General features: G+C 42.7%; 25 protein-coding genes. 6 read left to right on the top strand and 19 right to left on the bottom strand.

Going from position 1 to position 25,767, the window contains the following annotated elements:
- On the bottom strand, positions 1–2,670 hold the full coding sequence (locus GZH31_RS12990) for a bifunctional acetate--CoA ligase family protein/GNAT family N-acetyltransferase (protein ID WP_074988931.1): 2,670 nt from the start codon (positions 2,668–2,670) through the stop codon (positions 1–3).
- A 146-nt stretch (positions 2,671–2,816) separates the two neighbouring features.
- Between GZH31_RS12990 and GZH31_RS12985 the strand changes: the two genes are divergently transcribed.
- Complete coding sequence (locus GZH31_RS12985; RefSeq protein ID WP_036966051.1) at positions 2,817–3,533, top strand: SIMPL domain-containing protein; 717 nt, start codon at positions 2,817–2,819, stop codon at positions 3,531–3,533.
- On the opposite strand, the gene GZH31_RS12980 is transcribed toward GZH31_RS12985, so the two are convergent.
- From GZH31_RS12980 to GZH31_RS12940, 9 genes are all read right to left on the bottom strand, one after another.
- A complete protein-coding gene (locus GZH31_RS12980; protein WP_180311075.1) occupies positions 3,522–4,778 on the bottom strand; it encodes a lipopolysaccharide biosynthesis protein in 1,257 nt (418 codons plus the stop codon). The genes GZH31_RS12985 and GZH31_RS12980 overlap by 12 nt on opposite strands.
- A 1-nt stretch (position 4,779) precedes the next feature.
- Entirely contained in the window at positions 4,780–5,466 is a 687-nt protein-coding gene (locus GZH31_RS12975) for a hypothetical protein (protein WP_036966057.1), read from the bottom strand.
- A gap of 99 nt (positions 5,467–5,565) precedes the next feature.
- Positions 5,566–7,401, bottom strand: a complete 1,836-nt coding sequence (locus tag GZH31_RS12970) for a DUF885 family protein (RefSeq protein ID WP_036966060.1) — start codon at positions 7,399–7,401, stop codon at positions 5,566–5,568.
- Positions 7,402–7,444: 43 nt separating this feature from the next.
- Positions 7,445–8,581: a radical SAM family heme chaperone HemW gene (hemW, locus tag GZH31_RS12965; protein WP_036966064.1), complete on the bottom strand. Its 1,137-nt coding sequence runs from the start codon at positions 8,579–8,581 to the stop codon at positions 7,445–7,447.
- The gene (locus tag GZH31_RS12960; protein WP_065979689.1) at positions 8,578–9,177 is read right to left on the bottom strand and encodes an XTP/dITP diphosphatase; all 600 of its coding nucleotides are present in this window, start codon (positions 9,175–9,177) and stop codon (positions 8,578–8,580) included. The genes hemW and GZH31_RS12960 overlap by 4 nt, the downstream gene beginning before the upstream one ends.
- A gap of 7 nt (positions 9,178–9,184) precedes the next feature.
- Positions 9,185–9,625, bottom strand: coding sequence for a DUF4426 domain-containing protein (locus tag GZH31_RS12955; RefSeq protein ID WP_065979690.1), 441 nt, complete (start codon positions 9,623–9,625; stop codon positions 9,185–9,187).
- 56 nt (positions 9,626–9,681) lie between these two features.
- Positions 9,682–10,215 (bottom strand): YggT family protein, encoded by a 534-nt coding sequence (locus GZH31_RS12950; protein WP_036966072.1) that lies wholly within the window; start codon positions 10,213–10,215, stop codon positions 9,682–9,684.
- A 24-nt stretch (positions 10,216–10,239) separates the two neighbouring features.
- A complete protein-coding gene (gene proC / locus GZH31_RS12945) occupies positions 10,240–11,061 on the bottom strand; it encodes a pyrroline-5-carboxylate reductase (RefSeq protein ID WP_036966075.1) in 822 nt (273 codons plus the stop codon).
- A 17-nt stretch (positions 11,062–11,078) separates the two neighbouring features.
- Positions 11,079–11,792: a YggS family pyridoxal phosphate-dependent enzyme gene (locus GZH31_RS12940; protein ID WP_065979691.1), complete on the bottom strand. Its 714-nt coding sequence runs from the start codon at positions 11,790–11,792 to the stop codon at positions 11,079–11,081.
- A gap of 2 nt (positions 11,793–11,794) precedes the next feature.
- Here GZH31_RS12940 and GZH31_RS12935 point away from each other — a divergent pair, with 2 nt between their 5' ends.
- From GZH31_RS12935 to GZH31_RS12925, 3 genes are read left to right on the top strand one after another with little or no spacing between them, the layout of a single operon-like run.
- Positions 11,795–12,835: a type IV pilus twitching motility protein PilT gene (locus GZH31_RS12935; RefSeq protein ID WP_036966081.1), complete on the top strand. Its 1,041-nt coding sequence runs from the start codon at positions 11,795–11,797 to the stop codon at positions 12,833–12,835.
- Positions 12,836–12,849: 14 nt separating this feature from the next.
- A complete protein-coding gene (locus GZH31_RS12930) occupies positions 12,850–13,983 on the top strand; it encodes a PilT/PilU family type 4a pilus ATPase (RefSeq protein WP_036966084.1) in 1,134 nt (377 codons plus the stop codon).
- Positions 13,983–14,855 (top strand): hypothetical protein, encoded by an 873-nt coding sequence (locus GZH31_RS12925; protein WP_065979692.1) that lies wholly within the window; start codon positions 13,983–13,985, stop codon positions 14,853–14,855. The genes GZH31_RS12930 and GZH31_RS12925 overlap by 1 nt, the downstream gene beginning before the upstream one ends.
- Here GZH31_RS12925 and ruvX read toward each other — a convergent pair.
- The 6 genes from ruvX to GZH31_RS12895 all read right to left on the bottom strand — a co-directional run bounded on the left by ruvX (position 14,852) and on the right by GZH31_RS12895 (position 19,115).
- Positions 14,852–15,301, bottom strand: coding sequence for a Holliday junction resolvase RuvX (ruvX, locus tag GZH31_RS12920; RefSeq protein ID WP_075594029.1), 450 nt, complete (start codon positions 15,299–15,301; stop codon positions 14,852–14,854). The two genes, GZH31_RS12925 and ruvX, sit on opposite strands and share 4 nt — an antisense overlap.
- A 27-nt stretch (positions 15,302–15,328) precedes the next feature.
- A complete protein-coding gene (locus GZH31_RS12915; RefSeq protein ID WP_036966093.1) occupies positions 15,329–15,886 on the bottom strand; it encodes a YqgE/AlgH family protein in 558 nt (185 codons plus the stop codon).
- Positions 15,887–15,911: 25 nt separating this feature from the next.
- Positions 15,912–16,865 (bottom strand): glutathione synthase, encoded by a 954-nt coding sequence (gene gshB, locus GZH31_RS12910; protein ID WP_075594030.1) that lies wholly within the window; start codon positions 16,863–16,865, stop codon positions 15,912–15,914.
- Positions 16,866–16,934: 69 nt separating this feature from the next.
- Positions 16,935–17,669, bottom strand: a complete 735-nt coding sequence (gene rsmE / locus GZH31_RS12905; protein ID WP_036966098.1) for a 16S rRNA (uracil(1498)-N(3))-methyltransferase — start codon at positions 17,667–17,669, stop codon at positions 16,935–16,937.
- Positions 17,670–17,728: 59 nt separating this feature from the next.
- Entirely contained in the window at positions 17,729–18,193 is a 465-nt protein-coding gene (locus tag GZH31_RS12900) for a hypothetical protein (protein ID WP_036966101.1), read from the bottom strand.
- 28 nt (positions 18,194–18,221) lie between these two features.
- Complete coding sequence (locus tag GZH31_RS12895) at positions 18,222–19,115, bottom strand: hypothetical protein (RefSeq protein WP_036966104.1); 894 nt, start codon at positions 19,113–19,115, stop codon at positions 18,222–18,224.
- A 73-nt stretch (positions 19,116–19,188) separates the two neighbouring features.
- On the opposite strand from GZH31_RS12895, the gene glnE reads away from it, so the two are divergent.
- On the top strand, positions 19,189–21,981 hold the full coding sequence (gene glnE, locus GZH31_RS12890) for a bifunctional [glutamate--ammonia ligase]-adenylyl-L-tyrosine phosphorylase/[glutamate--ammonia-ligase] adenylyltransferase (RefSeq protein WP_180311074.1): 2,793 nt from the start codon (positions 19,189–19,191) through the stop codon (positions 21,979–21,981).
- On the opposite strand, the gene GZH31_RS12885 is transcribed toward glnE, so the two are convergent.
- From GZH31_RS12885 to tolC, 3 genes are all read right to left on the bottom strand, one after another.
- The gene (locus GZH31_RS12885) at positions 21,970–22,545 is read right to left on the bottom strand and encodes a TcpQ domain-containing protein (protein ID WP_180311073.1); all 576 of its coding nucleotides are present in this window, start codon (positions 22,543–22,545) and stop codon (positions 21,970–21,972) included. The two genes, glnE and GZH31_RS12885, sit on opposite strands and share 12 nt — an antisense overlap.
- A gap of 59 nt (positions 22,546–22,604) precedes the next feature.
- A complete protein-coding gene (lpxL, locus tag GZH31_RS12880; protein ID WP_180311072.1) occupies positions 22,605–23,531 on the bottom strand; it encodes an LpxL/LpxP family Kdo(2)-lipid IV(A) lauroyl/palmitoleoyl acyltransferase in 927 nt (308 codons plus the stop codon).
- A 107-nt stretch (positions 23,532–23,638) separates the two neighbouring features.
- Complete coding sequence (gene tolC / locus GZH31_RS12875) at positions 23,639–24,979, bottom strand: outer membrane channel protein TolC (protein WP_036966116.1); 1,341 nt, start codon at positions 24,977–24,979, stop codon at positions 23,639–23,641.
- 151 nt (positions 24,980–25,130) lie between these two features.
- Here tolC and GZH31_RS12870 point away from each other — a divergent pair, with 151 nt between their 5' ends.
- Entirely contained in the window at positions 25,131–25,763 is a 633-nt protein-coding gene (locus GZH31_RS12870; RefSeq protein ID WP_036966119.1) for an NUDIX domain-containing protein, read from the top strand.
- Positions 25,764–25,767: the final 4 nt, after the last annotated feature.

Below are 25,767 nucleotides of genomic sequence, written 5' to 3'. Positions count from 1 at the left end.
TTAAGTTAAATTTAACAGCATATTGATGCTGCCTTCTTCAAAGTCGCGGGTAATTTTAAAGCCCAGTTTACGCGCAAGTTCGATCATGCCGGTGTTTTCGGGTAATGTTATTCCGGCAATGCGTTTAACCCCTTGGCTTTTGCAATGTTCAATAGCGGCATTCATGAGTATAGTGCCAAGCCCTAAACCTTGACAGTCAGAGCGTACCACAATTGCAAATTCGGCTTCTTGTTTATCAGGATCCATTAATACGCGAGACACGCCTAGCGTGCATGCAGAGCCATTTTGCTCTTGGCTAACAATGAACGCCATTTCACGGTCGTAATCAATTTGTGTCATTTTTGCCAGTTGGTCGTGATTAAACTGTGGCAGTTCGCCAAAAAAGCGTTTGTAGCGATCTTCTTTTGTTAACGATTGATCAAACTCAAGGTGCGCCTGTTCATCTTCGGGTTTTATTGGTCTAAGTTGAGCTTGAGTATTGTTTTTTAAAGTTACTTCTTTGACCAACTCAATGGGATAAGGGCGTATACACAAGCGCTTGCGGTTTGCTTTTGCTTTGTAGCGGCTTAAGCTTATTGTGGCATCAAGAACTAAAAATTGCCCGTTGCTAGCAAGGATAGGGTTGAGCTCTACGCTGGTAATATCAGGCTGGTCTATTACCAATTGTGAGATACGAGTGAGTAGGGCACATAAACGGTATTTATCGACTTTTTCCGGTAATACGCGGTCTTTTAACACGCCTTTGTCGTGGGCTGCTGCAATTAAATATTTCGCAAGATTCATATTAAGAGGAGGAAGCGCGACCGCCGCTTGCCCAAACTCAAGGCCTGTGCCTGCTTCGCCAAGTAAAATAACAGGGCCAAAGTTTGGCTCTGTTTTAATGGCGATACGCAGTTCATTTGCGCCGGCACGGGGGGCCATTTTTTGCAGTGAAAATCCTTCTATATGCGCATCAGGATAGGTGTTTTTAATTCTAAGCAGCATCGCAAAGGCGGTTTGCTCTACTTCTTGTGCATCGTTTAAGTTAAGTACCACACCGCCTACTTCTGATTTAGACGGAATACTGGGGCTAATTAGTTTTAACGCCACTGGAAAACCAAGCTCAATGGCTTGTTCTTTCGCCTCTGTAGGCGTGTAAGCAACTTCGGTTTGAATACAGTCAATACCATAGTGGGTTAAAATTTGGCTTGCCTGATGTGTTGATAAGTAGCTTTGCTCATCGAGCAGAAACTCATTGACCAACGCCTTGGCAGCTTCTTTATTTATTTTCGCATCATCTGTATTTGATTCGGGTGTCTGTGTTAAATGTTTTTGATTTCGACGATAACTTACTAAGTGCATAAATGCCCCCACCGCGCCTTCAGGAGTACGGTACGTAGGAATCGCATTATTGGCACACACTCGACGCGCAGCGTAAGCAGCATCTTCTCCCATAAAATTGGTCATCACATAAGGGCGCGCCATTTTGGGAATTTTTTGCAGTGTTTCAACAATAATTTCAGCGTAATCTTCGCTAGGGGCAAGGGCCGAAGGAGTATGAATAATCAAAAGATTTTTAACTTCTTTTGCTTGCAGCAATATCTCTAGAGCTTGTTGATAACGTTTAGGTGCTGAATCGCCAAAAATATCCACTGGGTTTGAGGTCATCTCTGATTGTGGAATAACTTTATTAAGCGCTGCGCGTGTTTCATCGCTAAGCTCTGCTAACTTACCTGAACTTTGTAATAAGGTATCAACGGCCATCACACCAGGCCCACCGCCATTGGTGAGAATAGTGAGTTGCTCAACTTTTAGAAGTTTTGGGTGCATTGCCAGCGTTTGTGTGGCTGCAAATAGCTCCCGCAAATCGTTAACGCGAAGCATCCCCGCACGTTGAAAGAGTGCATCATACACAGCATCTGAACTTTGTGTTCCACCGGTGTGGATTTCGGCGGCCAGTGCCCCTGCGCTAGTTTTACCTGTTTTTATGGCAATAACAGGTTTGCTGAATGCTGCAGCACGGGCTGCTGAAATAAAATTGCGAATATCTTCAATGTTATCAATATATAAAAGAATGGCTTTGGTTTTAGCATCACGGCCTAAAAAGTCGAGCAGCTCATCAAAGTCAATATCCAGACAGTCACCAACAGAGACAAAATACGAAAAGCCAATTTCTTTGTTTTTAGCCCAATCAAGTATGGTTGAACACACCGCGGCTGATTGCGAAACAAAAGCGAGCTTACCTGGGCTTGCAATTGTGTGCGAAAAGCTTGCATTTAAGCCAATATGCGGAATTAATAAGCCAAGGCAATTAGGCCCAAGTAAAGATACATTTGCCGTTAAAGCGGCTTCTTTTAGAGCCAGCTTTTGCTCAGGGTTAAGCCCCGCAGCAATCACCACCGCGTGTTTACAGCCTATTTCACCCAGCTCATTAATAATATTTATTAAGGTATTTTTGTTAGTACAAATAACAGCAAGGTCTGGTATTTTTGGTAACTCGGCAATACTTGGGTAGGCAAGTACACCATGCACCGCCGTGTGATTTAGACTCACGGGCATGATTGGACCTTTAAAGCCTCCTTGCAAAAGGTTACGCATTACCACAAAACCGGCTCGGTTAGGGGAATTAGAGGCGCCAATAACAGCGACTGACGTTGGATTAAAGAATTGGCTAATGCGTTTAACGCTCATGCTGTGTCCTTTGCTTGCGCATTGTTGTAAACATTTCAGGGTCTGTTAAGTTTATATACATAAGATAACCCTTTTATACATATAAGATAACCTGTTTACTGTGACTTTTCGAGTCGAAAACAGTGACCTATATCAAGGAGAAAGGCATGAGTAAAGCACAGCCATTTAATATTGTTATTGCTGCTGTGGCATTGGCAATAGGTTTACTGGGACTTGGCTTTATATTGAAAAGTGCGGCACTTGATGTCAAAGCAATGGAGCGCACCGTCAATGTTAAAGGGCTTGCTGAAATGGAAGTGGCTGCAGACACCGTAATTTGGCCATTACAATTTTCAGATGCCGATAATAACCTAGAGAAGCTTGTTGCACGCATTGAGAATAAAAATGATGCGGTGGTGGCATTTTTAAAATTACACGGCTTTAATGACGAAGAAATTAGCAATGGCAGCCAATCAATTATTGATAAACAAGCCCGAGAGTATGGGGGAGAAAATCAGCAATTTCGCTACATTGCTCGCTCAAATGTGATTGTATATTCTAGCGATATTGAAAAAGTTCAGCATGCTTTGGGCCAAGTTAGTCAATTAGCCAAGCAGGGCATTGCCGTGGTACAAGATAATTACGAAACACGCATTCAATATTTGTTTAATGGTTTAAACGAAATTAAACCAAAAATGGTCCAAGAAGCGACCGAGAAAGCACGTGAAGTCGCCATGAAATTTGCCAAAGACTCACAGTCTAAATTGGGCAAAATAAAAACGGCGCATCAAGGCCAGTTTTCGATTAATGATAGAGATTCAAACACACCACAACTTAAAAAAGTACGCGTGGTGACCAGTATTGAATATTATTTATCTGACTAAGCCAAATACAACAGCAAGAGGCAGTCGCATGTGAGTGCACACTATCACCATGCGACTCAGTGCACCTAATATAAACCCGCCACTAAATGCGATGGCAACTCCCAGCAAACCCCACTGATCTTTTAAAATGAATGCCATTAAAATTGTCACGCTGGTCGCCGCTAATAATACGTATAAATTAATCAGCGGATTGCCTTTTAATTTTATAAGACTGCTTGCGAGTATGCGTGCAGGCAGAAAAAGTTGCCCGAGTAACATGAGCATAAGCACCCAAAAACCTTGTTGTAATTGTGTTTCGCCATACAGGCTCAGCAGTGGCTTTGCTAATAGTGCTAGGATAATGATTGCGCCAAAATTAAATCGCCACAGTACACTCATTAATTCACTAACGGCTTTTGAATTATCGTTTTCGGCCATTAATATCGGTTTTAAATACTGGTTGGCGGCATTGCCTAAAATAGTCAGCAAGCCTGCAATCACAACCGCAGGAAAAAACACACTCACGCCCTGCGCGCCAAACCAATGATGAACAAGAAGCACATCGAGCTTGGCAACCAGCACTGTGCCAGCACCGCTTGCTAACATGATTAAGGAATCTTTACACCACTGTTTCGTTTGATAGTGTGCGATACGTGGTTCAATTATGCCTTTGATGAGCCAGTATTGATAACACACTACGCAGAGCATACTGCAAAACAACAACACACAAATACTGACTAGTGATAATTCGCCATAGCTAAAATAAAGCAAAAGACATAAAAGCGCGCTGAGCAGTTCAAAAATGCATTGCTGGGTGATAAGGCCGATTTTAGGTTTATTTAAAGCCACTAAAAAAGCAGACTGACTTTGCATAATGGCACCAATCGGGACTAGTAGCAGTAAATAAATAACGTGTTCTTTGGCACTTTGATGCGGTGAAATTGCTTGAAAGCTAATAACGATAGAGGCCACAAAAAGCACTCCAAAAATAGCCGACGCAGCTAAATAAACATGCCTTAAACCACGTAATAAGTCATGTTGTTGGTGTGTGTATAGCGGGTAGCTAATGCGCATTAATGATGAGGAAAAACCCATACTGGCTGGCAGTAGAAGAATTTCACACAGCGCTAATAAAGCAGCAAAAGTACCAAATTCATCAGTGGTAAGTAACCGTGCCAAGCACAAGGTAAGAATGATACGGCTGCCATGGTTAAGGGCCGTAAAACTACTTAAAGACAAAAAGCCTTTGACGACATCTTTGTTCATATTACGACTGTTTAAGTGCCGTGATTAATTGACTCGTTGATACTTGTAAATAGGCTGCACACAGCAAAACTTTACAGTCTGCATTTGTTGGCAAATGCGGCGCGTAAAACGCTTTTAGTTGAGAGATTAATGCATTTACGGCGGAAGGACTGTGGCGTTGGTCAACTTCCATCATGGCCAGCAGAGCTGAAAACTCATGCTTTGCCAGCATCTGGGTATTTTTATTACACGCGATAAAGCAGCCAATTGGCGTTAACTGATCATGGTTTAGGGTTGTTAGAGCATCAGCTAAACTTTCGTTACTTTCAAAGAGCATGAGTGAGCGCAGGTAGTTAAATGGTAGCGCGTCTGCTCTACATTGACTAAAAAGGTGATGTAACAGGGTATTGCCTTGCTGATCGGTGATACTAAACGCGTTTTGAAATTTCAGACCGGGTGTGAAAAAGCTAAGCTTATCAATATCATCTATAAAGCTCACCGCTTCGCGAGGCAAAGGGCTTGCCTCAAGTAAGTGCGCTGCAACATTTTGTAAAAACAGGTATTTTACTTCACTACTGCACGCTAGTTGATAGAGGTGTTGTAATTGCGCTGCCTGCAAAACCCCCGATAAACGTTGGTAATCGCTAAGCAGTTCTTTTAATTGATGATGCTGAAGTCGGCTGTTCAATTGATCAATAGCGCTTTGCATGAAAATACTCGTTTTTTATTATTTATACATTTATAGCTCAACGACTTGTTTAAATAAATAAAAAAGGCCGCTGAGCGGCCTTTTTAAAGTCTATTTAGTTTAAGCAGCTTGTTTTTTTGCAACCCACTGGTCAACAAATTTCTCAAGTACATTTAATGGTACTGCACCATTTTTAAGTACAACATCGTGGAACTCACGAATATCGAATTTATCACCCAGCTGTTCTTTTGCAGCTTCACGCAGCTCTAATATCTTTAACATACCCACTTTGTAAGCGGTTGCTTGAGACGGCATTACAATGTGACGCTCCACCATTTTAACGCCATCAGACGTTGCGTTTGGTGTGTTATTAACGTAATAGTCAATACCCTGTTGGCGTGTCCATTTCATCGCATGGATACCGGTATCAACAACTAAGCGACACGCACGCCATAATTCCATTGCAAGGCGACCGAAGTCTGAATATGGGTCTTCATATAAGCCCATTTCTTTTGGTACTAGCTCAGAGTATAAGCCCCAGCCTTCAACATACGCAGTGTAACCACCAAACTTACGGAACTTAGGCACGCCTTCAAGTTCTTGTGCGATGGCGATTTGCATGTGGTGGCCCGGAATACCTTCGTGATAAGCAAGTGCTTCCATTTGGTAAGTTGGCATTGCTTCCATATCGTAAAGGTTTGCGTAGTAAATACCTGGGCGAGAGCCATCTGGCGCAGGTTGTTGATAGAACGCTTTACCTGCTGCTTTTTCGCGGAATGCTTCAACAGCTTTTACTTTTAAATCGGCTTTTGGTTTAACAATGAAAAGCTCATCTAAGCGAGATTTCATGTTATCAATGAGGGCTGTCGCTTCATCAAGGTAGCGCTGTTTACCTTCAGCTGTATTTGGGTAGTAGAACTGCTTATCAGTTTTCATGAATTGCATGAATGCTTTTAAGTCACCGTCAAAGCCTACTTTTTCTTTAATCGCGCGCATTTCGTCGTGAATACGTGCAACCTCAGCTAAACCAATTGAGTGGATTTCTTTTGCTGTTAAATCGGTTGTTGTTGTGCGTGCAAGGGCATTGTTGTAGAACGTTTCACCATCTGGGAATTTCCACGCACCATCACGCTCGTCAGCGCGTTTTTCTAACTGCGCTAAATAGTTAATTAGCTTCGTGTAAGAAGGCTTAACAGCCGCTTTTAGTGCTTTTTCTGCATCGTTGATAAGCGCTGATTTTTCGCTTTCACTAATCTCTAATGCGGCAACTTTACGTTTAAAGTCAGCTAAAAGAGTTGAGTCTTCACCTGTATCAAATGGTGCACCATGTAGAATGTTCTTGCTTGAATCAATGACATGTGGGAATACAAATTTAGGTGCGATGATACCTTTATCAGCACGCACGTCGAGGTCTTTGATTAGCTGATCAATAACCATCGTTACGCCGTTTAAGCGAGAGATATACGCTTTCGCATCTGAGACATCAGCAATTTGATGTTGGTTAATTAAAAATGCAGGGATCATCGAATGAACACCAAACATTTGATTTACAGGGTAGTTGTAATGACGCCATTTAAAATCTGCAATTTCATTTTCAAGTGCTTGTTTTTTTAGGTCGTAGCTTACTTTTGTCGCGTCATCTAATAGTTCGCGGTTAATTGCTTTTAAAGCGACAAGATCAGCTTTGGTTTGCTCAAAGTCTGCAAGAACGCGTTCTTCGCTACCATCATCCCATTTATCGTAATCTTTTTTGATACCCATGTATGTTTGATAAACAGGGCTTTTCATTACATCACGGTTAAACGTGTCTTCAAAAAACGCATTCGCTTTATCGATTTCACTTTGTACAGGTTGGGTTTGTACAGTGGGCGCTGGGGTTGGTTGTTCTTGCATTTGTTGGCAACCGCCAAGTAATGCAACACTTACCGCTGCAGCGATGAAGGTCAGTTTACGCATTATCGTTCCTTTCTTGTTAGAAATTTAATTATTAATAGAATTCTTAAACGAACAATTCTAGCAGGTCATTTAAAAAGCGCTGGCCTTTTGCACTGACTTGCCAATTGTTTTTATTATCTGTTAGTAAGCCTTTTTTAATTGCTTCGTTCAAGGCTTGTTCTTGGCTTTGCAGTGACAAATTTGTAAGCAAAGATAAATCACCTTTTGGGCAAGGCTCAACTAAACGAAAACGATTCATAAAAAATTCAAACGCTAAATCATCGTCAGCAACCTGCCATTGTTCGTACAAATAAGGCTTTGCGAGATCCATATAACCACGCGGATGTTTTACTTTTACTGTACGCGTGATGATCTTCGTATTTGCGTCAGTCACCTTACCATGGGCCCCACAGCCAATACCGAGATAATCGCCAAATCGCCAATAATTTAAGTTATGTTGACATTGGTAGCCGGGTTTCGCATAGCCAGAAATCTCGTATTGCTGATAACCTGCATCTGCAAGGAGTGCTTGTCCCTGTTCTTGAATATCCCACAATATATCGTCGTGCGGTAACGTGGGGGGTTTTGAGGCAAACTGAGTATTAGGTTCAATTGTTAATTGATACCACGAAATATGCGGGGGATTTAATGCGATGATTTTTTCAAGGTCACTAAGTGCATCTTCAAGAGATTGCCCTGGTAAACCATGCATTAAATCTAAATTAAAACTGTTGAGCCCAGCTTGGTGTGCTTGTTTTGCTGCATAGCTTGCTTCATCCGCGCCATGTATACGACCGAGGGCTTTCAGCTTGTCGTTCTGCATGCTTTGCACACCAATCGAAATTCGGTTTATGCCAGCCGCGACGTACTCTTTAAAGCGGCCTGTTTCTACAGTGCCTGGGTTGGCCTCTAAAGTGATTTCGCAGTTTTCACTCAGGCCAATTAATCTATCGACCTCGCCAAGTAAGCGGGTGTATGCCTCACCTGTGAGTAAACTTGGCGTGCCGCCACCTATAAAAATACTGTGGATTTTACGCCCTTGTACTAAATGTAAATCCGCTTTTAAGTCATCAATTAGGTGTTGAACATACTCTTTCTCGGGGATCGTACCTTTTTGACCATGGCTGTTAAAGTCGCAGTACGGACACTTTTGCACGCACCACGGTACGTGCACATATAAACTTAACGGGGGTAAACTCACAGGCCGCCTTTTTGCTGCAATTGCGCAAGTAGTTGCTTAAGTGCTTGGCCGCGGTGGCTCAGGGCATTTTTTTGCTCTTTTGTCAGCTGTGCGCTGGTGCATTGTTCTGAAGGCACATAAAAGATGGGGTCATAACCAAAACCGCCTTGGCCATCTTGGCTGTGCGTGATTTCACCTTCCCAGCTCGCACTGCAAATAAGCGGTGTCGGGTCATCAGCATGGCGCATTAAAACCAGAACACACCAAAAACGAGCGCTACGTACAGGGTTATCAGCCAGCTCGCTTAAAAGTTTATCAATGTTGTCTTGGTCACTGGCATTTTCGCCAGCAAAACGTGCAGAATAAACACCTGGTGCGCCATGTAAGCCATCGACTTCGAGGCCAGAATCATCTGCAATTGCAGGCAGCCCAGTAATCTTTGCTGCATGACGCGCTTTTATTATCGCATTTTCAACAAATGTAGTGCCTGTTTCTGGCACGTCAGGAACCTGAAAATCGCTTTGCGGAACCACATTAATGTTAAGCGGGCTAAGCATGCTCGCCAGCTCTTTTACTTTGCCAGGGTTACCCGTGGCTAAAACTAAAGTGTTGTTCATAGGGGCATTAATCTACGTAAAATTTTTGCTGAAATGTCAGTGTTTGTACTTTGCCGTTTTTATTAATCTCGATATTAAAACGGTAAATTTCTTCATTGCTGTAGTCGATTTGTGCAAGGTAATAAATCGCATCGCCTTCAACAACTTCTTTAAATTCAAGTTGTTTACTATTGCCGAGTAGGTTACGTGCCGTGCCTGTTAGTGTGGCAGTTTGCGCCGTTTTATCGCTGTTTTTTAGCACCGAAATATTAATAATTCCTTTGCTTGGGCTGCGCACTAAATCGTAGTTTTTGGCAATGTCGGGTTGTATAAAGGTTGAAGGAAAAGCGATGTAATGTACTTCAAATGGACCAAGTATTTTATATTGTGCGCCGGCTTGTTGTTCAGCCTTCGCTGCTGTTGTGAATAAACTGAGGGCAAGTAAGGTAAAAAGAATAATCTGTTTCATGGTATTTCTCACTTAATAAAAGAGGCCTTACGGCCTCTAAATTAGATACTCAATGTTTAGCCAATCAAATCAATTAATAAAAATTGTAAGAACTGCAAGGCAATGATCAGTACTAAAATTGACAAGTCTAAACCACCCAGTGGTGGTATAACTTTACGAATAGGGCGTAACATAGGTTCAGTTAGCTGGTGGAAAACCGCTTCAATAGGGTTGTAGCCTTGGCTTACCCAGCTTAATAAAGCACGAATAATTAACACCCAAAATAGTAAGTTTAACCCTTCTTTTATTACCGTGATTAACGCAGTCACAAAGACAGGCGCGGCAGCCCAACCACCATAAAACAGTAAAAAGACGGCACTAAGCTTTGCCACTGCGACTAAATACGCAAGGACTAACGACGCGATGTCAAAGCCACCCAACCCTGGAATGATTTTACGTAATGGGTTTACTGCAAACGATGTAGCTTTTACCACAAACTGGCTAATTGGATTATAAAAGTCAGCTTTTGCCGCTTGTAACCAAAAGCGTAAAAGGACCACCATTAAAAAGAGATCAAAAATAATCTCAACGAGGAATTGCATGGCTTGCATAGTTTTACCTTCAACAAAGTAAGCTTAAAGTTCTTTTTCCATTTCTTCTGCGCGGGCAATACAGGCATCCATTGCATCGGCAACGGTACCAACAAGGCCTTGTGCTTTCAGGTGCTCAACGGCTGCGTGAGTTGTACCGCCTTTTGATGTGACGTTTGCACGCAGCTGTGAAATACTAATGTCTTGCTGAGAAAGCGCCATTTCAGCTGCACCTAGCGCCGTTTGTTGTACTAAGCGGCGTGCATCTTCATCACTAAAGCCAAGTGCTTTTGCCTTTTCTTCGATGGCTTCCATAAATAAGAAAAAGTAAGCGGGCGAAGAGCCGGTAACGGCGATGATATCGTTTATTTGCGACTCTTGCTCGACCCAGACAACAATACCTGTACATTCAAATACTTGCTGTACAAACTCATGCTCTTCTGCGGTTTCGTCAGCGCCAAATAGACCCGACACGCCACGACCAAGTAATGATGGTGTATTTGGCATACAACGAACCATTTTTACCTTTTGGCCCAGCATTTCACGTAAACGATTTACGGTTAAACCTGCCGCGACAGAGATAAATAGCTTGTCGCTAAAATCAACGCCTGAATCTTGGAATGATTGGCATAAATCGCCCATCATTTGTGGTTTAACAGACAATACAATCACATCTGCATCACGAAGTGCCGCGTTGTTATCCGCGGTGGTTTGCACCCCGAAATCAGCAGCAACCTTAGCTAATTTCTCTTGGTTGCGATTGGTTGCAATGATGTTTTTTGCTGCAAAACCGTTCTTTACCATGCCGCCAATAATGGCGTAGCTCATGTTACCCGTGCCTATAAATGCGATTTTTTTATCTGACATATGTCTGTTATCACCTTTTAATTTCGTTGGCCAAATATATCCGTGCCAATGCGTACCATGGTTGAACCAGCTGCAATTGCTGCTTCAACATCGTTACTCATACCCATCGACAAGGTGTCTACTTGGGGATATTGGGCCTTTAGTTTATCAAAGCAAGCGCTTAATTGCTCAAAATATTGTAATTGTTGCTGTGCATCGTCGGTTTTGGCTGGGATAGCCATCACGCCACGCAAACATAAATTATCGCAGCCACTAATAAATTCTGCCAGTGACATTAGCTCATCAGGGTGGCAGCCTGACTTAGCCTCTTCTAAACTGATATTAACTTGGATTAATACGTTCAGTGGTGTTTTGTCTTTTGGTCTTTGCTCGCTAAGACGTTTGGCTATTTTTGTACGGTCGACACTTTGTACCCAGTCAAAATGTGTGGCCACTTGGGCGCTTTTATTGGACTGAATGGGGCCAATAAAGTGCCAAACTATGTCTGTTAAGTGGGCAAGTTCAGTGACTTTTGTCACGGCTTCTTGCACGTAAGACTCACCAAATTGGCGTTGGCCGTGCTGGTAGGCAGCCACAATATCTTCGACTGGTTTAGTCTTTGAAACTGCTAACAAGCTAATAGCGTGTTCATCGCGTTGATTATTTTTTGCAGCTAGGGCAATTCTTGCGTAGGCGGATTTGAGTCGTTCTGCTATTGTAACCATATAATTATCAGTTGGTTGTGGAGTCATAAATGGATATTACCGAATTATTGGCCTTTAGTGTGCAACACAAAGCCTCGGATTTACACTTATCATCGGGTGTGTCACCTATGATACGCGTTGATGGCGATGTGCGTCGTATAAATATTCCAGCATTAGAACAAAAAGATGTAAATAGTCTGGTTTACGATATTATGAACGATAATCAGCGTAAGGACTATGAACAAAACCTAGAAGTGGATTTTTCATTTGAAGTCCCTAATCTTGCGCGTTTTCGTGTTAATGCATTTAATTCAAACCGTGGTCCTGCGGCGGTATTCCGTACTATCCCCAGCGAAGTATTAACGCTTGATGATTTAGGTGCGCCAGATATTTTTAAAACCATTTCCGATAACCCGCGTGGTTTAGTGTTGGTTACTGGGCCTACGGGTTCGGGTAAATCAACTACCTTAGCGGCAATGGTTGATTACATTAATCAAACTAAGCATCATCATATTCTCACGATTGAAGATCCTATCGAATTTGTTCACGATAACAAACTGAGTCTGATTAACCAACGTGAAGTGCACCGTGATACTCACAGTTTCTCGAATGCGCTGCGCAGTGCGTTGCGTGAAGACCCAGATGTTATCTTGGTTGGTGAGCTACGTGACTTAGAAACTATCCGTCTTGCTATGACCGCGGCCGAAACGGGTCACTTGGTTTTTGGCACCTTGCATACGACCTCGGCACCAAAAACAATCGACCGTATTATTGACGTTTTCCCAGGTGAAGAAAAAGACATGGTGCGCTCAATGTTGTCTGAATCATTACGGGCTGTTATCTCGCAAACACTGCTTAAAAAAGTAGGGGGCGGGCGAGTGGCTGCACATGAAATCATGATTGGTGTGCCTGCAATACGAAACCTGATCCGTGAAGATAAAATTGCGCAGATGTACTCATCGATTCAAACGGGAGCATCTCATGGTATGCAAACCATGGATCAATGTTTAGCAAATCTAGTGAACTATGGGATTGTTACAAACGCGGATGCGCGCGCGAAGGCGCAAGATAAAACCCAATTTGGTGGCTAACGGAGAAAGTTGACATGTCTTTACCTTTAAATCATTACTTAAAAGTGATGATTACTAAAAACGGCTCTGACTTATTTGTTTCAAGTGAGCTGCCAGTAAGTGCGAAAATTAATGGTGAACTCATCCCGTTAAGTGACGAGAAACTTTCTGATGAAAGCGCACTTGCTATGGTTGAGTCAGCGATGAACGAGAAGCAGCGCAAAGAGTTTCACGACACCAAAGAGTGTAACTTTGCGATTGCTAACGATGAAGGCCGTTTCCGTGTTTCGGCATTTTGGCAGCGCGATCGGGCTGGCATGGTTATTCGTCGAATCGTGACCACCATCCCTGATGTTACTGATTTAGGCTTACCCTCTATTCTTACCGATGTGATCATGGCGAAACGGGGTTTAGTTCTGTTTGTAGGTGGCACGGGAACGGGTAAGTCAACCTCGCTTGCGGCACTGCTAGGTTATCGTAATCGAAACCAGCGCGGGCACATTTTAACTATTGAAGACCCGATTGAATTTGTCCATGAACATCGTAAAAGTATCATTACTCAACGTGAAGTGGGCCTTGATACCGAGAGTTTCGAATCGGCGTTGAAAAGCTCACTGCGTCAGGCGCCAGATGTCATTTTGATTGGTGAGATTCGCTCGCAAGAAACCATGGAGTACGCATTAAGCTTTGCTGAAACAGGGCATTTATGTGTGGCAACACTGCATGCTAATAATGCTAACCAAGCCATTGACCGTATCATGCATTTAGTGCCAAAAGAAAAGCACGATAAGCTTAAGTATGACTTAGCACTTAACTTACGTGCCATCGTCGCGCAGCAATTAGTGCCGACCTCTGATGGGGAAGGGCGCGTTGCTGCCATTGAAATTTTACTTAATTCTCCTATGGTTGCGGAGCTTATTAAGCGCGGCGATATTGGCTCAATAAAAGAGACCATGGCAAAATCGAAAGAAATGGGAATGCAGACCTTCGACCAAGCTTTGTTCGAACTTTACAAGCAACATCGCATCAATTATGCCGATGCCTTGCATCATGCTGATTCACCAAACGACTTACGCTTGATGATTAAGCTGCAAAATAATGAACAAAAGGGCGCTGGATTCTTACAGGGCGTCACCATTGATGGCCTTGATGGTAAGAGTGAGGACTGATGTTGTTGCGAATAAATTTAATCGCTGTGTTATTGCTGTTGAGTTGTGCGCTGCCCGCGCACAGTATTGATGCAAATGAAGTGGTTATATTTATTCGCGATGATGTGTTTGATGATTACAGCCGGTTTTTAAAAGGGCGAGAGCCTATTGAAGTAAAAGACTTTAGCGGCGCGTATATTCGTCGTGATGTGGTTGATATGATCATTGCCCAGCAAGCTTTGATATTGGGGGGATTTACCAAGCCTTTTCGATATCACAAAGGCAATATCAATTACCGAAACACCAAACTGTTAGAAAATGGTAAGTTGCTTATTAGTTTTGACAGTGTGTGGTCACTCGATGCAAATAAGTTGACACGGGATGTGTATGTGTCAGCCCCGGTGATCCGCGAAGGGGAGTATTTTGCGGGGGTATATACTTCGCCTCGTAATGAAAAAGTATTTAAGATAAACCAGCTGTCTGACTTTTCTCAGTTAACGGCGGTTTCTACACCACGCTGGCAAACCGATTGGCAGACACTGTCTGCGTTACCGCTAAAAGAATTACTGCGCGAAGATGAGTGGCTGAGCCAAGTCCGAATGGTATCAATGCAATGGGTTGATTTTGTGATGATGCCCTTAATGCCAAGTTTAAATAATCGCTATATTCTGGAAGATATTAACCTTGTCGCGGTGCCTGATGTGCTACTGCAGCTAAATGATAGTCGTCATTTTATTATTTCGAAGAAACACCCCGATGGCAAAGCAGCGTATACGGCTTTGCAAAAAGGCTTGCAGCAATTACGCGAGGCGGGTGCAATAGAAAAAGCCTACCGCGAGGCAGGCTTTATTCCTGATTTAACACACTATACGGTTATTAATAAACAACCTTAGTCGCCATAAAACTGTTCAAAGAAACTTTCAAGAATAATCACCGCAGACATATTATCCACGTTACCCTTACCTAGATTTTTGTAACCGCCTTGTTCAAATAAGCGCGCTTTGGCATCTGCCGTGGTGAGTCTTTCATCCTGGGTTTCAACCGGAATCGCAAAGTGATTGTGTAGTCGGTTTGCAAACTTTTTGGCTTTGAATGTGACATCTTGCGTGGTGCCATCCATATTGAGTGGCAAGCCAACAACCATCAAATCAGGTTGCCACTCATCGACCTGTTTTTTAATAAGTTGCCAGTCTGGGATGCCGTCTTTTGCTTTCACTGCTTGTAAGCTAGAGGCTGTCCCTGTTAACTCTTGACCTATGGCGATACCAATGCTTTTGGTACCAAAGTCAAAGCCCATTACAGTGCGTTCACCGATGGGCTTAAAAGTGCGTTTTGTCATAGTTGCCGTTTAATTAGTGCGTTTAGGTTAAGCGTGACCGGCTTCAGAGCTTAGTTGACTGACATCAAAACCCAGCATAGAAACCGCTTTTTCCCAGCGTTTTTCTACGGGGGTATTAAAAATAATCTCAGGGTCAGCTTTAATGATTAGCCACGCATTTTCAAGTAGTTCTTGTTCAAGTTGTCCTTGATCCCACCCGGCATAACCTAAGGTGATAATAAACTGCTCGGGTGCTTGCGCTGTGGTGAGAGTTGCGAGCACATCTTTTGAGGTGGTGATCATAATATCACTACTGAGCTTTTGACTCGCCGTGTAGCCCGGCTTAGGCGAGTGCAGTACAAAGCCGCGATCCGTTTTCACGGGGCCGCCGGCGAACACTGCGCGGCCTGCGGCTTGTTGCGTCTTGTCGTTATCAATCTCGATTTTATCGAGTAACTCACCCACCGTGATATTGATAGGCTGGTTAATCACCAAGCCCATCGCACCATCTTGATTATGCTCACAAATATAAGTAACAGCACGCTTGAAAAAAGGGTCTTGCATGCTTGGCATCGCGATTAAGAAATGGTTCTCTAATGACTGCATAGGTCGCCCCTTTTGTTAGGTTTAATTAAGTATGGCTCAGTTTTCTCTCAATGGCATCAAATAAGTGACCAGTAATTGAAATGTCGTAAGCGGCTTCAATTTCTTTGACACAGGTTGGTGCCGTCACATTGATTTCTGTTAGGCGGTCGCCAATAATATCTAAACCAACAAAAATAAGCCCTTTCGCTTTTAGTGTCGGTGCGACAGCTTCAGCAATTTTACGGTCTGAATCACTAATAGGACGTGCTTCGCCACGCCCGCCAGCCGCAAGATTGCCGCGCGTTTCGCCATTTTGAGGAATGCGAGCAAGGCAGTATGGCATGACTTCACCATCAACGACTAATACGCGTTTATCGCCTTGTTTTATTTCTGGAATATAGTTTTGTGCCATGGCAAAACGGCTACCATGTTCAGTCAACGTTTCGCAAATAACACCAATATTCGCGTCATCTTCTTTAACGCGGAAAATTGACGCTCCCCCCATACCGTCCAATGGCTTTAAGATAATGTCTTTATGCTCAGCTAAAAATGCACGAATATCGGCTTGGCTTCGTGTTACGAGCGTATCTGGAGTGTGCTCACTAAACCAAGCGGTGAACAGTTTTTCATTGGCATCACGTAAACTCTGTGGTTTGTTGATAACCAAAGTGCCTGCTTGTTCTGCACGCTCTAAAATATAAGTTGCGTAAATATATTCGGTATCGAAAGGAGGATCTTTACGCATTAAAATTACGTCTAAATCAGCAAGGGCAATGGAGGCTTTTTCTTCAAGCTCATACCAATGATTTACATCATCAAATACACGGGCTTTTGCTGCTGTGGCATAGCCTTGACCTTGGCGCAGTGACAGGTCGTCCATTTCCATGTAGTAAAGTTCGTAACCGCGTTTTTGTGCTTCTATCATCATTGCGAAGCCAGTGTCTTTTTTAATATTAAAGCCACTAATAGGATCAGAGATTATGCCTAACTTAATTGCCATGTTTTTGCCTTTCAATGGTATTGCCATACTGTGGTTAGTGATCTTGATATATGGGTGTTTTTACGATTTTCAATTCGCTAAATCACCAAACTGTAATTGCAATGCACTCAGTACCGTTAATGCCGCGGTTTCGGTGCGCAGTACACGTGGGCCTAAACGAATATCAACGAACGCTTGTTGTTTCGCAATCTCAAGCTCTTCATCGGTAAATCCTCCTTCAGGGCCCACTAAGAACCGCACGCCTGACGAAGGAACTTGAATGGTCTTAATGCTGTGCTCTGCACGTGGGTGCAAGGTTAACTTTATGGCATCGCTGCTTTGTTCTAACCACTCTTTGATATCAATTGGAGGGTGCACCACAGGGACAAAATTTCGTCCAGACTGCTCAGCAGCTGCGATGGCTATTTTTTGCCATTGTTGGTGTTTTTTAGCTAAACGTTCACCGCTGAGTTTGACACCACATCGTTGACTAAAAATAGGAGTGATTTCAGTGATCCCCAGCTCCACTGATTTTTGAATAGTAAAGTCCATTTTGTCACCTCGTGAAACCCCCTGACCTAGGTGGATTTTAAGTGGAGACTCTACGTCATGATCAATAAACTCGAGTGGTTGTACAACGACGTTCTTTTTACTTACTTCAATGATTTCACTGAGGTATTCGCCACCTTCACCATTAAATATTGACACCTGCTCACCGACTTTCATACGAAGTACGCGACCAATATGGCCAGCAGCATCTTCATCAAGGGTGACGGGGTTATCTAATGTGATAACAGAAGGTTGATAAATATGAGGAACTCGCATGGGCTGTCACTTATAAAATAATTTAGCGATATGGTAAGTAAGCAGCGGCTTAGGTGCAATTATTTATTTAAATCTTCGCTTAAAGTGAGGATTTCAGCGCGTGTTTCGGCAATATCTGTTTGGCAAGATAGGTGGTTAATATGTGCGGGATCAGGGCAGGGAATGAAATCAAAGCCTTGCTCGTCTTGGTTTACTAAAAAGCGTACTTTATGCAGTGAGTTATAAATAAATTTTTGCGCGTCGTCTGCTAATTGGTAATCGGTTTGATTAATTAAAACACCTTGAATGTTATGGTGTTCATGTAAATAGCTGGCAAGCTCAGAGACACTTATTTCATTACTAAAATCACAGTAGCAATAATCTTTGATGAGTTGTTCAAACATCAGTTTGACCATATGACGGCTATTCGCACCTGCTACTACAAGGGTAGACCCTTGTGCGTTGGCAAAGTAATGTTGCGTAAATGCGCGACTAAAGTCACTGTCTACATCAACAAGTAAGTAATTGTTTACTTTAAATGGCATGGTGCCTCACGATGTACGTACTTCCGTATCAAATTGAAAACATACTAATTAGTAAATAGCCTATCGCGCCGAAAACGGCAAACTCTATGCATGCAATACCTATGTTATCTTGGTGATCCACTTCTAATGATGTATCTATATTGGGTAGTGAAATATATTTAATTATGTAGCTTAGCACATATAACAATACCCACATCGCACCACAGTGAGACACTAAAGTAAATAAGTTTTCAACCATCTTACCACTAATAAATGAAGCACTGGCAAGACCAGCGTAACCCGCCAATGCAAGGCCAATAGACTTACCCGCATAGCGAATACCAATAGAGGTGTTTTCTAGATTAAAGTTACTTTGTAATGAGGCACCTTGATTTGCTTTAGCAAAGCGGTATTCACGAATTTTACTGTCCAGCGCAAACATCCCTTGTAATACAAAAAAGCTGACCGTTGCGATTAATAAACTACTGTATCCTTGAGTATGGCACCAGTTGTAAAGTCCTAAACTGATAATACAGTTTGCGATTAACATACCGGAGTCAACAAGCGCGGCACACACGTTTTGCTTGAGAATGGCGGCCTCTTCGTTAAAGCGATGTAGAATCCATTTGCGATGAATTAAGTGGCCGACTTTAATAAAGGCAAATAATAACGCGATTAAAATAACCACCTTGAGTGGGTTAGACTGGGCTGCACTTAAACTAATTTCATCAAAAATGTACGCGATAGTCGCGATCACTACTAAGATTTCACTGGCAAAGCTGATCCCCATTGCAAAGTTATCATGCTGGGCTAGTTCTTCCTTAAGCGCTTGTTTTGCTTTGATTTGCGTTAGGATGCGTAGGAGCACGATGGTGATGCAAATTACAGCGAAACTAATGGCAATCGCAAGTAAACTAGTGTTAGATAGTGATAAATATTGCATGCAGATCCCTGCTAAAAAGATTCTTTGATAATCATTCTAGTACGGTTACAGGTAAGTTAAAAGAGAGTATTTAATGAGTAATTTACACCCGCTTCCAGAAGCGCTTCAGCAGCTAGGTCAGACACGCTTTGCTGATTTGTATCCAGGCCAAGATGTTGAACCAAGTATTGTTAACTTATTGTCTTTAAGTGACTTTGCCTGGAGCTGCTTACAATCGCAACCAACATTAAAAGCGTGGTTGTTAGATACCGATGAACTTGCTAATCGCACCACAGAACCGCCCCTCAATAGCAATGAACTCTCAACCCTTGATGATGCGGCGGCAATGGCAAAATTGCGTGTATACCGAGAAAAATATTGGCTAAAAGTCGCCTATTTAGACTTATGTTGCCAAAACCCGATTGATGACAGCATTGCTTATATCTCCGAGCTTTCAGATCAACTTATCGACAGTGCGAATCAGTGGGCATTTGCACAAGTAGCAAACGTGAGTGGCACACCGCTGAACAGTGCTGGAGAGGCCATTCCTATGATGGTACTTGGCATGGGGAAATTAGGGGGCAAAGAGCTTAATTATTCGTCTGATATTGACTTGATTTTTTCATACCCGCGAGATGTCGCAACCCAAGGTGGACGTCGCTCTGTCGAAGCACAGGTCTTTTACACAAAGGTTGCCCAAAAGCTTATTATGGCGCTAAATCAAACCACCGTTAATGGCCAAGTTTTTCGTGTTGATATGCGTCTGCGCCCATTTGGCGAAAGTGGCCCTCTGGTCATGAGCTTTCAAGCACTTGAAGATTATTACCAAGAACAAGGGCGTGAATGGGAGCGTTACGCCATGCTTAAAGGGCGTTTAATTGGCGCTGAAAATGGTTACTGGAAAGAGTTTTATGAGCTACTAAGGCCCTTCGTATACCGACGTTATATCGATTTTTCGGTGATTGAATCTTTACGAAAAATGAAACAAATGATCGCACAAGAAGTACGCCGAAAACGTTTAACTAATAACATAAAACTTGGCGCAGGCGGAATTCGTGAGGTGGAATTTGTGGTGCAAGCACTGCAAATGGTTCGCGGCGGGCGCGAAGCTAACTTGCAAACTCAGTCGCTCTTATTAGCTTTGCAAGAGCTTGTTAATAATCAAGTGATTGAGAAAAAAGAAGCTGATTTACTTAAGCATAATTACTTAGCGCTTCGTCGTATTGAACAGTACTTACAAATTTTCGCAGACAAACAAACACAAACATTGCCAGATGACGCGCAAAATCAGCAGCGTTTATGCTACTTACTTAAGCAGCCCGATTTTGATAGCTGTCTTGTGGCTATTAATAAAATAATGGCCGACGTGCACGGTGAGTTTGAGCAGGTGATAGGCTTTGAAAGTGACAGTGCAGACCCATGTGAAAGTGAATTTATCAGTGCATGGGAAATGACCGACGTCAGTTTGATGTGCGAGCCTAATCTAGATTGGCAGACTGCGCTTGATGATTTTAAAGCACGCTTAACAAAAGCCAAAATAGGCACCCGTGGTCGTGATATTCTCGATAAACTCATGCCACTATTGCTTAAGCAACTTACGGTAACGAAAGCGAGTAGCGATGCCTTTACCATGATTTGCCAAGTGCTGAATAAAATTATCTCGCGAACGGCTTACCTAGAGCTTTTATATGAAAACCCAGGTGCACTTAATCAATTGGTTGCACTGTGTTGTCATAGTAAATGGATTGGCGAACATATTTCTCGTTATCCAATTTTGCTTGATGAATTAATTGATCCCCAGGTGCTTTACAAACCAACGCCGTTATCTGCTTACAAAGATGAAATTAGGCAGTATTTTCTACGCATTGAGCATGGCGATCTTGAGTTGCAAATGGAAGCTTTACGCCAGTTTAAGCAAACTCATCAATTGCGGATTGCCGCGGCCGATGCCACAGGTGTTCTTGATGTCATGAAAGTAAGCGATCACTTAACTGCGCTTGCAGAAGCGATTGTAGAGCAAGCGGTTAATATTGCATGGCATGCTTGTGTTGAGCGTTTTGGCCGACCAACAAATACCTCGGAGCAAGAAAAAGGATTTGCAGTCATTGCTTATGGAAAAACGGGGGGATTTGAAGTGGGCTACGACTCTGATCTCGATTTAGTGTTTGTTCACAACCACGATGGCAGCAGCTACACCGATGGCGACAAGTCGATTGATTCGCGTCAATTTTATTTAAAACTCGCTCAGCGATTAATGCACTTATTTAATACTCGTACAGCATCAGGCATATTGTATGAGCTGGATACGCGTCTGCGCCCTGAAGGGGCGTCGGGGTTACTCGCAATTAATCTTGAAAGCTACTACCACTACCAGCAAACGCAGGCATGGACATGGGAGCATCAAGCCCTTGTACGCTCGCGTATGATCTACGGTCAGGCATCGTTGAGTGAACGTTTTGCAGAAATTCGTCAAGATGTATTGTGCCAAGCGCGTGAAGCAGACAAATTACAAAAAGACGTGGTTGAAATGCGCGAAAAAATGCGTGCCCATCTTGCCAAGGGGACCGAAGAGTTATTTGATTTAAAGCAAGACCAAGGCGGTATAACCGATATTGAATTTATCACTCAATATGTTGTGCTCAAAAATGCGCATCAGCACCGTGCGCTGACATATTGGTCTGATAATGTGCGCATTTTGGCTGATGCCGCTCGTTTTGGGTGTATTTCAGAACGTATGCAGCGCGATTTAGTCGCTGCATACATTGAGTATCGCTCGCGTTATCATATGATGAGTTTAAATCAGCAAGGCCGTTGTGCCCCTCGTGCTGAGCTAACTCAGCACATAGCACTTGTAAAGCAGGTGTGGCAGCAAGTATTAGCTTTTTAAACGACGGCAGTTTTCACGTACATAAGCAGAGGGCAGTTCAGTGATCACCGCTGCTCTTTGCTTAAAGCAGAAAAATGTATACACCTCGTTTTCAAAGTCGTCGTTAATTGCCCTGCCTACTTGGTACAGGGCAGAGACAAAATTACTATCAACACGAAAGTGATCTTTAACAACGTAATCTTTGCTTAAATACCAATACAACACAATGTCTTCGTTACGTGCGTAATCGGACAACACATCCTTGAGGGTTGTGCCGTTTTCAAAGCGACGCGGTTGCACATCACCCGTCCAGTTAGGTGAAGAGGGCTCAACGACTTTTTCTCGTTCAAACAACGCCATATCAAGGCTTGTTTCAGGTGCGGGCAACTTGAGCACGTATTTATCACGCTCGTTGTCTTTACTGTTCACTTGATTTCTAAGGGCAGCGTAAAAACGGGATAGTCCCTGTGCTGCAGCATTCTGAGTATCCTTGATATCAAGAACTGGCCCGCTGCCAAATAAAAAATAAATCGCAGCAGCAATTAAAATTACAGCTAATGATAAATGCTTAACCCAAAACCACATTTCTAATTCTCTTGTTGTTTACTCGTTTAATAAAACCATACAAATTAAAAATTGTCACTCTACTTATAATAAGAAGGGGCATTCTCATCAGGGCGTGTTTTAAAACGGCGGTGTAACCACATGTATTGTTCGGGCGCTAAGTCGATTGCCTGTTCCATACGTTGGTTAACACGCGTCACATCTGTCAGGTTATCGCCAGATGGAAAATTTTCAAGAGCCGGCAGTACCGTTAAATGATAACGCCCTTGCTCATCTCTGCGACTGGTCAAGCTCACCGTTTCACAGTATTTACTGCTTGAAAAAAGTAATGTTCCCGTGGTGGTTGCTGCATCTTGAACAGCATAAAAGGGCGCAAACTCACAACGGTTACGGCCATAATCTTGATCAGGTAAGTAATAGCATACTTTTTTGTTTTTAAGCGCTTGTAGTAAGCCTTTTACATCGCGTTTGCCAATTAGGTATTCGTTAGAACGCAACCGCCCGTTGGTGGTGAAGTATTCCATCAATGGGTTATTGTGTGGGCGATAAAAGCCTATGCCTTGGTGCTTTATTCCCATGATTCGGCTGGCCATTTCTAAATGCAAAAAATGTGGAACCAGTAACAAAACTCCTTTACCCGATTGCTGCGCTTTTTCAAAGTGTTCAAGTCCTGTTACTGAACCAAACACTTTTTTAATTCGCCACTCTGGCCACCACCAAGCCATGCCTGTTTCCATCATGGCTATGCCGGTGTTTTCCATGTTTTTTAGTACCAACTCACGTTGCTCGTGTTCAGGCATATTAGGAAAACATAACCGAATATTTACTTCTGCAATATGGCGGCGGCGCTTCATAAAGCGATGCACTAAACGGCCGATGAGTTTGCCGAGAAATAATTGGAATTTATGTGGTAACCAAGAAATTAAATACAGAAAAAACACGCCAACCCAAGTAAGCCAATAACGAGGGCCTAAAAAAGACGCTTTAAAGGGAGATGAACTAACCACAAAAATTATCTCTAAAAATAAAAAAGCTAGTTTAACTGTAAGTGTTTAAAAATACAAAAAGCCAGCAATAGCTGGCTTATAGAATTGTCAAGAATGATAAGAAATACTTAGATTTCTTTTAATCCTTGATTAATCGCGACGAGGTCTTCACCTGTTAATGTACCCGCAGCTTGCTTCAAGCGTAATGTAGAAACAACATAACGGTAACGTACGTTGGCAAGGTTACTTTTCGCGTTATAAAGATTTTGCGTGCTGATCAGTACGTCAACAATGGTACGTGTACCAACTTCAAAACCTGCTTCAGTCGCTTTTAATGCACTTTCGGCTGACACAACCGCTTGTTGAAGTGCTTTGTATGTAGCGATATCTGAAACCACTTGGTTATAAGACGTAATAACAGAACGTGTAACTGCACGTAAACTTGCTTCTAAATCTTCGCTTGCTGCAACGTAGAATGCACGCGCTTGATCTGTCGCAGCTACGGTTGCTCCGCCAGAGTAAATTGGTACACTGAAATTAACGCCCACTCTGGCCGTATCTGTGCGTGGCTCATGTGAGTTTTTATTTAAATCCTCTAGGCCGTCACTGTACGATGCGTTGAGTGTCAGCTTAGGGTAGTGTCCTGCTTTTGCTAAGTCGATTTGATCTTTTGCAATATCGACAGTCACTTTTGACACTTGCAGATTTAAGTTTTTCTCTTCAGCGATTTTTATGTAATCAGTTGATTGTTTACTAGGTGCAACCGTTGAAAAAGTGTCCGTGTTCAACATGTCTAACTTAGCATGATATTTACCCGTGATTTCACGAAGTTGCTCACGCGCTGTTTCGACACTGTTCTTAGCAACAATTTCTTTTGCGACTGAGTTATCAAACTGAGCTTGGGCTTCATGAACGTCAGTTATCGCGGTTAAACCCACTGCATAGCGCTCTTTTGTTTGTTGAAGTTGGCGCTCAATGGCACGTTTCTCAGCTTGCACAAACTCTAAGTTATCAATCGCGCTCAATACATTGAAATAGCCTTCAGCCACACGCACGATAAGATCTTGTTTTGCAAAGTCGTATTGTGCAGATGCTTGTAAAGCCTGTTTATCAGCAATACCTAGGGTATTCCAAGCACCTAAATCAAATAATGTTTGGCTTAAGCTGATGCCACGGCTGAATACATCTGTATCGCGACTAAACTCAGCATAACCTGTCGCATCAGTGCCTTCGTATAAGGTTGAATCTGTTGATTCATAGCCAAGGCTAAGACCAATTTGCGGTAATAGTGCACTTAACGCGCGATCGCTCTCATAAGCTTGCGCATCTGCTTGGGCTTTTGCTTTAAGTACGGTAGGATCGTTTGCTGTTGCAATCTCGTAAACTTGAAGTAGGTCTTCAGCGTAACTTGCTGTTGCAGTCAATGCGCTTGAAAAACCGATAAGCGCAGCGAGTAGTGTTTTTTTCATTGTTCGTTCAGTCCTTAGACAATTTTCGTACTGTCACCATGGTACTCTTTTTTAATGAATAACCAAAAAAAAAATACGTAAATCTGCATGTCCAAGTGTAACAGAATATAATTGGCCGTATTTTTTACGCATAATGTATAGGAAATAGAGAATGAAAATAACCGCAATCTCACAATTTAGCCATGACGACATAGAGTTAAAGCCTATTGAACGTGTTTATGATGGTTTTTTTAAGATAAATTTATATTGCTTTCGTCATGCACTGTTTGCCGGTGGACAGTCTGTCGAAGTAAAGCGTGAAATATTAGAACGAGGCCATGCGGTTGCCGTACTTCCTTATGATCCGGTGACTGATCAGGTGCTGTTAATTGAGCAAATACGCATTGGGGCATTGGCCTCAAAACACTCTCCTTGGTTACTTGAATGCATAGCGGGTATGGCTGATGGCAGTACTGACTATGAAGAAGTCGCCAAACGCGAAGCGTTTGAAGAGGCGGGGATTGAGCTTGATAAACTTGAATTCATGATGTCGTATCTTTCAAGTCCGGGTGGAACAACAGAGCGTTTGTTCTTGTATTTAGCCTATACTGACCTATCTCAATACCAAGGTGGTATTTTTGGTCTTGATAACGAAGATGAAGACATCAAAACACATATAATGTCATATGATGAAGCCATGCTGCGATTGGAGCAAGGTGAAATAGACAATGCTGCAACGGTTATTTCGCTTCAATGGTTAGCACTGAACAGGCAACGTATAGTGTCTGATTTGCAAAACGACTAACGAG

The sequence above is a fragment of the Pseudoalteromonas sp. JSTW genome (genome assembly GCF_013423925.1).
GTDB lineage: Bacteria > Pseudomonadota > Gammaproteobacteria > Enterobacterales > Alteromonadaceae > Pseudoalteromonas > Pseudoalteromonas lipolytica.
The sequence above is the reverse complement of the archived record's forward strand: the minus strand, read 5'-3'. Positions and strand labels throughout refer to the sequence as shown.